The sequence below is a fragment of the Collinsella aerofaciens genome (assembly GCF_028209395.1).
GTDB classification, from domain to species: Bacteria; Actinomycetota; Coriobacteriia; order Coriobacteriales; family Coriobacteriaceae; genus Collinsella; species Collinsella aerofaciens_AZ.
In genome coordinates this window covers 1-11165 of sequence record NZ_JAQLDQ010000036.1, presented here as the reverse complement: position 1 = coordinate 11165, position 11165 = coordinate 1, and the positions used below count along the sequence as shown (strand labels likewise).

At 48.5% G+C, this 11165-nt stretch carries 8 protein-coding genes; all 8 read left to right on the top strand.

Annotated elements, in window-relative coordinates; all coding sequences use genetic code 11:
* Nucleotides 1–67: 67 nt before the first annotated feature.
* Nucleotides 68–1192, top strand: a complete 1125-nt coding sequence (locus PMW67_RS09370) for an ATP-binding protein (RefSeq protein ID WP_271739645.1) — start codon at nt 68–70, stop codon at nt 1190–1192.
* A gap of 1279 nt (nt 1193–2471) precedes the next feature.
* Nucleotides 2472–2825, top strand: coding sequence for a hypothetical protein (locus PMW67_RS09365; RefSeq protein WP_271739643.1), 354 nt, complete (start codon nt 2472–2474; stop codon nt 2823–2825).
* 200 nt (nt 2826–3025) lie between these two features.
* Nucleotides 3026–3451: a DUF2971 domain-containing protein gene (locus tag PMW67_RS09360; protein WP_271739642.1), complete on the top strand. Its 426-nt coding sequence runs from the start codon at nt 3026–3028 to the stop codon at nt 3449–3451.
* 143 nt (nt 3452–3594) lie between these two features.
* Nucleotides 3595–4236, top strand: a complete 642-nt coding sequence (locus PMW67_RS09355; protein ID WP_022094837.1) for a hypothetical protein — start codon at nt 3595–3597, stop codon at nt 4234–4236.
* 615 nt (nt 4237–4851) lie between these two features.
* Nucleotides 4852–5778: a DUF4365 domain-containing protein gene (locus PMW67_RS09350; RefSeq protein WP_117807058.1), complete on the top strand. Its 927-nt coding sequence runs from the start codon at nt 4852–4854 to the stop codon at nt 5776–5778.
* A 578-nt stretch (nt 5779–6356) separates the two neighbouring features.
* Nucleotides 6357–7484, top strand: coding sequence for a hypothetical protein (locus PMW67_RS09345; protein ID WP_334204050.1), 1128 nt, complete (start codon nt 6357–6359; stop codon nt 7482–7484).
* An 80-nt stretch (nt 7485–7564) separates the two neighbouring features.
* Entirely contained in the window at nt 7565–9775 is a 2211-nt protein-coding gene (locus tag PMW67_RS09340) for an N-acetylmuramoyl-L-alanine amidase family protein (protein WP_271739640.1), read from the top strand.
* 264 nt (nt 9776–10039) lie between these two features.
* Nucleotides 10040–11165: glycoside hydrolase family 25 protein (locus PMW67_RS09335; protein ID WP_271739638.1), on the top strand; the 1126-nt coding region annotated here is incomplete at its 3' end.

Genomic DNA, 11165 nt, shown 5'->3' with positions numbered 1-11165 from the left:
GCTAGAAATCATATGACGGGGCGCGGGCCGTGTTCCGCTATGCGGTTGTCAATTTGCGAAAGAAATTATGCGTCACCAAGGCAAACAAGTGAGCGCCACAGCATTCCATAATCCGTTTCGTCCCACTGCCGGCGCTGAGCCTCCGCGCATAATTGGTCGTGATGATATTGCCCTTGAGTTTACCGAGAGTTTGAATGCGGGAATTGGTGCACCTGCGAGGCTCATGCGTATTGCTGGACCGAGGGGCTCCGGAAAAACTGTTTTGCTCTGCGATCTTAGGGATCGTGCGCGAGAGCTTGGATGGAAGACTGCTATTGTTTCTGCTGGCCCTAACCTATTGCTGGACTTGAAGGATCAGGTTGCTGATTCTTCCCTTGCGGCCAATGCTTCGGTCGGTGTAAACGCCGGCTTTGTTTCTGCGAAAGTCGATGTTGCACCCAAAGAGTCGAGCCTTAGAAAGTTGCTAAGTTCGGCGGCGAAGTCATCCGAGGGTCTTTTTATTGCCATCGATGAAGTTCAGGACGCTCCGATTGACGATATGCGTGCCATTGCGTCTACGGTTCAGCTTTTGATAGGGGAAAAAGTAGATATCGCACTTGCCTTTGCCGGGTTACCCGCCGGTGTTATGGATCTTATTAACGGCAAGGCGCTTACGTTCTTGCGTCGTGCCCTCCCCGAAGATCTGGCGCCTATCAACCAGGTGGAGGTAGCGCTCTCTATGGGCGATAGCTTTGTCGCGACTGGCTTGACCATAGAGGACAATCTCCTGTCGAGAGCCGCTAAGGCCACTAAGGGCTATGCCTATCTGGTGCAACTGGTCGGTTATTCCATTTGGCAGCGCGCCAACTTGCATCGTGCCAAAAGTGCCATTGTGAGCGAGCGCGACGTCACCGAAGGCATTGCGCTGGCAGAGGCTCGTTTTCACGATGTTGTTCACGAGCCCGCGATTTCTGGACTGGGGCTCAACGATATCAAATACCTTTTGGCCATGTGCGAGGATAAACAACAGTCCAAATCATCCGAGATTGCTAAGCGCATGGGTAAAAAGACCAATGAGGTCAGCTCCATTAGGGCAAAATTGCTACAAAGAGAGGTTATTCAGGCACCACAGAGGGGCTACGTGCAGTTTGCCGTGCCGGACCTAGATATCTATCTGCGAGAGAACGCCGAGGAGATTCTCGAACGGTTCTAGGTCGAGTGAGGGCGACGTCATGTTCTTTAAGACTGCTATCAGCGTCGATTGCCATATCGGGTTTTTCTGGGGCGGCAGTCCCCGTGATAATAGAGATGTGGCATTCATCGTCGCCCGCTAATCAGATTTCGTCTATCTATAACATTGCGTGTTTTAATTTGCAGGAACAAAGATATCATTCGCAAAGCGTGAGGGTTATCTTGCCCGTGCACAACTGTTTTCGTTGCTAGACACCAAAAGCAACCCTTTTAGTTGCATGAGACATAATGCAACTGTTTTCGTTGCTATATACCAAACGCAACCCTTTTAGTTGCAAGAGACAAAATGCAACGGTTTTCGTTGCCTGATGCCAAACGCAACTCTTATTATGTAGTTGTTAGCTTTCTCACATACATTCATTTACAACAGGCATCTACGAATTCAGCCGTCTCATATATTCCTTATAAGGCATGAGAAAATGAACCCGATACATGGTATTCAGCGCTAAAAGAGACGAAATGGACATACCGTCTCTATGCTGCCGATACGGCATCGCGAACAACCCCTTCGCGCGGTTGCCCTTGCCCTTGAGCGACTCAGGGAAGTAGATCTCGTCGAGCTCGCCGCCGCAGCCCCGCCCGGCCCTGAATGGGGGCAGTGGGCCGAGAGGCACTCGATCAGCCTATGGCGCATGGCGTAGGCGGTCTTGAGGCAGACGCGGCTGCGCTCGACCTCGTAGGCGGAGCCGGCCGTGTCGTCGAACGCCGCCGCGCGGATCACGTCCCTGACGGACTCAATCGCGCGGCGGCGCTCGGTCCCGCTCAGCTTCGCCATGTCCCGTTTGAAGGCGATTACCAGGTCCTCGGCGTTCATGCTGCCCCGCGGTCTACGAGGCTAACGATATGGCGCCGTGGGGACAGATGTGTGTCAATCCTGGTCTAACAGAGCTTTTTTAATTGACGCGCCCATATAAATCTTTTCTGCATACTCGACTGCTTCTGCAGCCTCTGCGGCGCTCCGTAATTGGTAAAGCGACCTGACAGAGAGTGGAATTCGATGTCATAGCTGGCGTCTTCATCGGAGGACAAGACTGCTTGATGACTATATGTTTTCATCTCTAGCCATCTCAGGCTATTATAAATATATCCGTTGGCAGCTTTTACGATTTCCGGTACGTTCCAATCGGAATCATTTTTTGGTAGTTGATAGACATGACTTCTGCTTCGTATGTGCATTCAGTATTATTGCACTGGATAAAATCAACTGCATCTAATTTAGCTAGATCGGGAAGCGATATTGCATGGCGCTAAGCTTGACACAGAAAGAAACATATCGGGAGACGCTGGCTAATCTCGTTGCCAAGCAAAACGATGGCGCCTCCATTGTTTCCGCAAAGAAGGAGCTGGAAGCGCTATCGACTTCTCTCGTCCCGCGAATGCTTTACCGCTATCGACCTCCAAGTGAATACGCTTTTGCCGATCTAGAAAACGCGACTGTTACATTTTCTCATCCAAAGGTTTTCAGCGATCAGTGCGACTCGGTACCGATCTATAACTGGAATGGTATAGATGAAATCGAAAGTAATCTCAATGATGATGAACAAGCGTTAAAGATAATAAATCAAATTGATTTAGACGACTTGCGTTTGTTTTAGGGGTTCTGGGGGCTCCTTTTAATCCAGCAAGAATAGATGAGTTCGAGATACTATCCGATGAGGGAAAAGTTAGTCTTTTTCGCTCGGCTGTTAAAAACTTGCGCTTATTTGTTGGAGGATTTGTTGCCCCAGTTCATCAGAATAGCTGCCGAAATTGTTGTCGCATTTTGTGCCTAACGGACAATCCTAGCGATTCGAATATGTGGAATGTATATTCCGAAAGCCAAGCGGGTTTCGTTCTTGCTTACGACAGAGAAGCTATTCGCAATTGCAACATAGCTAACGGAATGCGCACTGAATTATTACCAATTTTATATGATGACGAACCATTTAATTGCGACCCTCAAATTGCTTGGACTGCTGCTAGGATGCTTGGTCTTAATGTGAGCAGTGATGACATGCTTAGTGATCTACGGGCAATTTACAGAAAGGGCAGTGTGTTTGAGCGGGAGAACGAATATCGTGCCCGTCTTGTACCAGAGCCAGATGAGCTTGAGATGAATTATGTACAACGCCCATGCAAGCCGTTGCGAGTTATTCTTGGGAGCAGGATGACTCAAGAGGATAAAGAGCTTTGCATTTGCGCGGCGAATAAACTGGATATTCCTGTAGATGAACAGTGCTAGTTATCCTTTAATAGTGCCGTATAGTCAATTATTTGTCAGCTGAATCGGGCGTCAGTAGACTTCTGAGCTGGCGATTGCTATATCTACGGGGGCATTTCGAAAGATAATTTGGTGTAATTTACGTTAACGGGAGTTGCTTGTCTATGAGTTTATCTTTATCAAATTGGGATTACTACTTGGTTCTTGAAAGAGAGCTTGTTAATTCCTTTAATTATGTTGAGCTGAGCAACGATAATTTCTCAACTTATTCAGTTGAATTTGCAAAGATGCTTTTATCGATTTGTTCTGAATTTGATTCGGTTTTTAAAGATTATGTCGAACTTCGATCCGGAAATAGACCATCTAATATCAAGGAAGCATTCGAGTGCCTGTCTGCTTTGAATGATATTGCCTTTGTAAATGAGGTAGTTGACATTGCGATTAACCAGAGTATTTCACTCAAACCTTTTAATGCGTGGATAAATGGAATGTATGCAAAATTAACTTGGTGGGATAGCTATAACGCTGTGAAACATGATCGTGGTACGTATTTTAGAAAAGCTAATTTGGAGAACTGTTTGAATTCACTGGCAGCTTTATTATGTATCGAAATTGTCAGTTTGAAATGTTTTGGAGTTAAGCGTTTGACTCCAGTTAATCGATTGTTTCGTATACCTAACAAACAACTTTGCCGATCATTGCCGGGCCAAAATGGACAATGGGATTTGGTTATCGATTCTAAGGAGCTGAATGAAACATCAAATATGAGACCTGCAAATTTGATGATAGTGAAGAGCGTGAGCTAGCGATACTTTGGATCGCACAAAAAATAGATGGCGTAAGCGTAATGGGGTGATGACGTCTGCCTGACGCAAAACGGCTTTCGCACTAGAATCTGAAATAACCACAAGGAAGGTTCTTGAGAAGGATGAGGACCGCAATGTAGATCTTAGCGGACGCCGCGCCCGACATGTTCGCTGAGCCCCACCTCAGCGACGGGACGATCGACAGCTGGTGCTTATCCGCAGGCTCTCCGATCAGGTGCTTAATTCGATCATAGAAGCCGAGGCCGGTCAGCTTCACTGCAGTGGCGTGAACAGCCGGAACATCTATTGCGAATGTATTCTTAAGACCTGCAGCGTCGACATTGTCGTTGCTCTCTACTATGAAGTGACTCAAGTGGTCACCGGGAATTGAGCCCGTGAGCACGAAATACTGAGCAGTTTAATCAAGAGGGCCGCTTCCCGGGGACTGGGGGCGCAGCTCTCGGCCAATGGTTTCACCGGGTGGTTACTCTGACGTGCTCGAGCAGGAAGGATGGAGGAGATGGTCCATGCCCCTGGACACAGTGAGTGCTATTGTTTTATTGGTTATTGTGTCCTTAACCGCTTATTCGATATCAACTGACATGCAGTCTAATTATGTTGGTTGTTATCTTTATTTTGTCGTTATTAGGTGCTCTTGCGCTAAGGCTGATGGAGCTGATTTTTATGGCATATCCTCCGAAACGTCCAAATAGCCACATAATTGATACAGAGGCATGCTCTTTCGTCACCTCCCTTATGCCTTCTGAAAACTGGGTTGTTCGAGACTTAACAGAACGTGATTTTGGAATCGATAAAATTTTTGAGCGCTTTGAAAACGGATTCGCTACTGGTGAATTAATGGCAATTCAGGTGAAGGGAACAAACAAGCCACTCGAAGATAAACCTGAAATTCCATTTTCCATTGATACGAAGACGCTTTTATACGCTGAAATGTTTGCAATACCTTTTCTTTTAATTAGATGTTCTTTAGCGGATGATGGAGCGTGCTATTTTGTCTGGTTGCAAGAGTATATTCGTGTTCGATTGAATTTCGATAATTCGTCTTGGCGAAAGCAAAGGTCAAATACTATTTTAATTCCAACTTCTAATAGATTGGGCGATACCTCTGCTGAAAGTCGGTTAATCCATATCTCTCGGTTTCCAAAAATGAAAGAGTCATGGATCAAGTATTATATAAATACATGTGATTTAGCGTATCGACTTCCGAATTATATTGAGGATGATACCGTCACATTAGATTTCGCAATACAATACGTTTTGCCTGTTCTTGATAGCCTTGAGAAGGCTAATAACATGCTTGGTTTAATTTCCAACCACTTTGTCGCTACTAAATTGAGCCAAGCTATTGAGCTTGGAAAACGTATATGCGACAAAGAGTTTGAAAGCGAATTAACTGATTCGTTTTTTAAATTCGTTTGCCTGTGTTCTGATGTACGCAAATCTATAGATGTGCTATCACTTAGATTCGATGTCGATCATATGAGGTTTTTATATGAGTCCGAAGGCATGGCGGAGTATTAGTGCTCTGTTTTTTCTGCGGGTTGAATGTAATGCGGGATTTCTTGTCGGATACTTTAATCTACTGCTTATCTTCAAGAAAGACCTGAAAGGTATTTTGTTTGACTACGTTTGTGCCTAAGTTGCTTTGAAAGCATGGTTTTTTAGAGAATAATCCCCGAGCCTTGCTCCGTGTGGCGGCACGTAAAAGTTGTACTGTGCTTGGGCAGGTAAAAGTCCAAGACGATTAGATATCCGAGAGGATATCGAGCCCGCGTCGGGGAGATAAGGTGAGTCCGCGCCGGGGACTTTAATTCCGGCGGCAATTAGGTTTCCGAAAGGATGCCGTGGCTGGCAGCCAGCAGAAAACCGCTCTACACACTCCTTCCGCGTGCCGCCTGCTCAAACGATTTGCGCCGAAAAGGATATCCGGTTTGTGCCATAAGACGTTGCTGTCGACAATGCACGGGACGGCAAGGACGTGGCGGCTCTCATCAAATTGCAGTCACAAAGATACCTTTTATCGATTTCCTGTTGAAAAACTAAATTGATAGTCTGAGAATAACTTAAGAGAGCCTTAAATCTCGGAGAAAGGATGTCGTATGAATAACCTTCGAGAAAGATGGCGAGGACTAACAGCGCTGGGAGTTGCTGTATTTGCCGCCGCCTGCATGACGGTTGCCCCGGCGCCCTCATTTGCTGATATTGATTCTCTCGTTGGTCTTCAATATATTGATCATAGCGAGTCTCGCAATTTGACAGGTTTCTCTGTTTCTCGTCCTGCTGGAACGTATTATTTCGACAACGATGGCTCGATGCAGACCGGACTCGTTCGGTGCGAGGACGGCAACCTTCGCTATTTCGATCCCGAGACTGGCGTCATGGTCACGAACCAGTGGTATAACGATTACGAAGCCGTTTGGTACTATTTTGGCGATGACGGGACCGCGGTGTCGAACTGGCAGCTTATCGGCGGGGATTGGTACTACTTCTATCCCGAAAACCACGATATGGCATACGGCCGAGTTCAGATTGATGGCAAAAACTACTTCCTGAACACCCCTGGCGCCAATGCTGATGGCCGCATGCAGCATAGTGGCTGGATTTATGACTCCATCTATGGAAAGTGGCTCTATGCGACTTCCAGCGGCGAGCTGTTGACCGGTTGGCATAATATCGGTGGAACTTGGTACTATTTCAATGAGTACGGTGTCATGCTAACTGGCTGGATCAACGATTCGGGCACCTGGTACTACGCCAACGCCTCCGGCGCGATGGCCACTGGCTGGCTCAACATCGGCGGTACGTGGTTCTATCTCGACGGCTCGGGCGCCATGGTCGCTAACGGCTGGCGCAGCCTGGGTGGCTCTTGGTACTGGTTCGACGATTCCGGTGCGATGGCCACCGGCTGGCGTCAGGTCGGCGGCGCCTGGTACTACTTTAGCGGTTCCGGCGCTATGGCCCACGACGCCTGGGTCGGCGACTACTACCTCCAGTCTTCCGGCGCCATGGCTACGAATGCCTGGGTTGGCTCCTACTATGTCGGCGAGGACGGCAAGTGGATTCCGGACTACGGTTTAGTTTGGTATAAGAGCGGTAGCGATGTTTACCATACGCATAAGTGTCGTACCGTTGGCAAGGACGCAAAGGGCTATTCGCAGATCTCTATCCAGGAGGCCCGGAGGCGCGGTGCTTTACGAGAGTGCAAGAACTGCCAACAAATTGGCTAACGCATTATTGAGCTAGTTTTGATTGAGGCCCCGTTGCCCTGAGGTGACGGGGTCGCTGCGTGATTGGATACCGTGCTGCTATGAAGAAATGCTCATTCGGGGTGTTGGTCTTTTCGGGCCTTGTTTCTTTGGGACTCCTTTTGGGTTCGCCCTCGATGTTATACGCCCTTGATTCGAATAACACTGACGAAGGTCCCGCATCTAACGTTGCTATTGCTTCTGTCGAGTCAGGCGTTGATGCTCAGCGCGAATCGACCTTCGCTGTCGAGCAGAACTCTCAGGTTGATAATGAGACCCCTTCTGAGGTTTCGAATCAAATTGTTTGGCATCAGGGGTGGATATCACCCGAAGAAGGGGCTGGTTATTGGCGTTGGGGCTTGTCCGACGGAACAATCGCTGTTTCTTCTTGGAGACACATAAACGGTAGCTGGTACTGGTTCGACGACGAAGGTCGAATGGCTCAGGATGGATTGGTTCAAGTCGGGGGTGCAACTTATGGATTCTCCTCTTCGGGTGCAATGCGTGTCGGCTGGTACCTAGATTCTACAGGCCCCACTTCTGCTTGGCGTTATTTCTCCGGTTCTGGCGCCATGGTAAAAGGCTGGCTTTCAGACGGCAGCAACTGGTATTGGCTGGATGATGAGGGCAAGATGGTCCACGATACAATGCTGCAGATCGGGGAAGCCACGTATGGATTCTCCTCTTCTGGCGCAATGCTTATCGGATGGCACCTTGATGCTTCCGTCTGGCATTATTTCTCCGGCTCTGGCGCCCTGGTAAAGGGTTGGCTCTCGGATGGGGGTCGTTGGTACTGGCTTGATCCTGCAGACGGTTCTATGGCCACCGGGCTGAAAGAATGTAATGGCACCTCTTATAGCTTTAACAGCTCAGGGGCCATGCTCTCCTCCCAGTGGGCTCTTATTGACAACAACTGGTATTACGCTGACTCCAACGGCTTACTGCATGGAGGCTGGTTACTTCTAGGGAATTCTTGGTATTACCTGGATCCAGGAAGCCATATTATGCTCACGGGCTTTATGCAAGTGGAGTCGTCCACCTATTTCCTTACGAGTTCAGGCGCCATGGCAACAGGCTGGGCACTTGTTGATGGTACTTGGTATTACGCCGCATCAAATGGAGCTATTCAACGAGGACGATGGATAAAGTTCGGAAGCGCCTGGTATTACCTTGATGATGTATCCGGCGCAATGTGTACTGGTGAATTCGCGGTAGGAAACACGCGCTATTTTTCTTATGATTCCGGTGCGATGGCATCTTCGTGCTGGATTAACTTGAGCGACGGTATGGCATGGGCGAATTCGTCTGGAGCACTGAGCGAGCCGTTGCCTACTTCATCTGATGGATCTCCCGTAGTCGCTGATCGTGCTGACTCGTCTTCATTGCCAGGTGTGATTCATATTGGAGACGCGGTTTTCTATGCGGATGCAAACGGTGCCGTCAATGTAGCATCTGGTTGGATTATGTCGAAAGACGCTTCTGACGAAAGCGGCAATACTTGGTATTACGCATCTTCCAATGGTGTCCTTAAGTCTGGTTGGCAATATGTTAACGGTGCGTGGTATTGGATGGATCCTTCCACCTACAAGATGAAGACCGGATGGCTCAATGACCGCGGCACGTGGTACTGGCTTCAGCCTTCGGGCGCTATGTTTGCTAACGGGTGGCTGAAAATCGATGGCGTCGACTACTACTTCAATGCAAGTGGTGCATGGTTGAATACGTCTGGTTCTGTTTTGGGGGTTAATAGGTCCAGCCTGGTCAATTGGCTTATGAGCCACGAAAACGATGGCTATTACCGTGGAACACCCTACGATACGCATCTTAGCCAAGAAACATGCATGTATCCAAAGGGTGATCCTCGTTGGGATGGGTATACCGGTATGAACTGCGGCGGATTTGTATCGCATGCGTATATGAAAGCGGGCGGTAATTTAGCTCCCATTGCCGCCGAGCAGAGCCATTCCCCTTGGAGTGGAGGTCCCGGAAGGGGCGGCTGCGTTAACGCTTATCGTTGGTACGGCTACGCTATCGATACGTGCGCGAACGTGACTTATTTCAACTCTATTGATGAGTTGTTGCGCAGTGGCTTGGCTCGTAAGGGGGACATTGTGTTCTTCAATCCTTACAACCCATATGCCGACGATAGCCACATTGGCTTTTTCTGGGGCAATTCGCCGAGCGAAAATTTGTTCTGGCATAGTGATGGTTATGGAAACCGCATCTCCGGTTTGACCGCTTTGGGTCCATCGAAAGTAATATTGATTCGTTAGAATTCTGAGTTGTAGGGGACTCTCTGGGTCCCCTACCTTTTTGACATCTAGTTTGAAAGTTTATTTGAAGTCGGTATTCTTGGGGGGTAAGAGTAGGGACTAGGAGTCCTTGGTTTCACCCTGCTGGGAAGTTCTTGTTTACATTGTGGTATTGCGTGCAGTTATTTGTCGTCCTAGATGGCATCTTGTCCAGTTGGATGTTCGGAAATCTTTCACAGCCATGCTGTAAGCTAAACGCAAACAAGAACGAATGACGAGGTTTACATGAGCAAACATCTTAAGTTATTTTCGGCATTGTTGGTGCTGATGGTCCTTGCGCCCATTTCTGTGTTTGTTTTCCCCTCGAACGCGGAAGCTGCGCGGTCCCTAGTTGAGAATTCCTGGCGTTATGAGGATGGGCAATTGGTCGCAGAGGATGCTTCTTCCGAAGAAGATGGAATAGCCTTATTGTCCATGGACATTCTTCCCGATGGGGCTACGGCGCAGGGCATCGATGTCAGTGAGCATCAAGGACGTATTGACTGGAATGCTGTTAAGGCTTCTGGTATCGATTTCGCTATTCTGCGTGTTGGATTTGGCGCTCCATCTTGGGGCGGTCGAGTTGACTATCAATTTAATCGAAATATTTCTGAGTGCGAGCGACTCGGAATTCCCTACGGCGTCTATATCTATTCATATGCTTTTGATAATCAGCAGGCAGCCGATGAGGCATCAATGGTGATCAATTGCCTTTCTGGACATAATCCAAGATTGCCGGTGTATTACGATCTTGAGGATAACTCGATAATTGCAAATGGACGTCAAACCGGAATTGCATCGAGGGCGCAGGTTTTTTGTAATAGGATTTCTGCCGCAGGATATGAGCCTGGTATTTATGCAAATTTAAATTGGTTTAACAACATTTTGACTGACTCTGTATTTAAGAGTAGCTCTTGGGATCATTGGATTGCTCAATATAACTCGCAATGTGACTATACCGGCAATTACAGTTTTTGGCAGTATAAGAGCAACGGAAAAGTCCCTGGAATCAACGGCAACGTTGATATGAACTACGCGTATGTTGATGTCTCCCTTTATCATTGGCAACTAATTGACAGCACCTGGTATTATGCAGCCTCCAACGGCAAGGCGTATGCCGGATGGTTGTTTCAGAGCGGCACGTGGTACTGGCTCGAGCCCGACGCGGGCGGTGCCATGGCAACCGGCCTTCACGAGTGCAACGGCTCCCTGTACTGGTTTAATTCGTCCGGCGCCATGGCGACCGGGTGGGTCCTCGACGGCGGGACCTGGTACTACGCGACTGGCTCCGGCGTGCTGGCGCGCGGCCCCGTATCCGTCGGCGGCGTGCCCTACTGCTTCGACGCCCGGACGGGGGCCATGCTGACGGGCT

Excerpts from the sequence above, each read along its gene's own strand:
- PMW67_RS09370 (WP_271739645.1), top strand. The coding sequence starts at position 68 with ATGCGTCACCAAGGCAAACAAGTGAGCGCCACAGCATTCCATAATCCG.
- PMW67_RS09365 (WP_271739643.1), top strand. The coding sequence starts at position 2,472 with ATGGCGCTAAGCTTGACACAGAAAGAAACATATCGGGAGACGCTGGCT.
- PMW67_RS09360 (WP_271739642.1), top strand. The coding sequence starts at position 3,026 with ATGTGGAATGTATATTCCGAAAGCCAAGCGGGTTTCGTTCTTGCTTAC.
- PMW67_RS09355 (WP_022094837.1), top strand. The coding sequence starts at position 3,595 with ATGAGTTTATCTTTATCAAATTGGGATTACTACTTGGTTCTTGAAAGA.
- PMW67_RS09350 (WP_117807058.1), top strand. The coding sequence starts at position 4,852 with ATGTTGGTTGTTATCTTTATTTTGTCGTTATTAGGTGCTCTTGCGCTA.
- PMW67_RS09345 (WP_334204050.1), top strand. The coding sequence starts at position 6,357 with ATGAATAACCTTCGAGAAAGATGGCGAGGACTAACAGCGCTGGGAGTT.
- PMW67_RS09340 (WP_271739640.1), top strand. The coding sequence starts at position 7,565 with ATGAAGAAATGCTCATTCGGGGTGTTGGTCTTTTCGGGCCTTGTTTCT.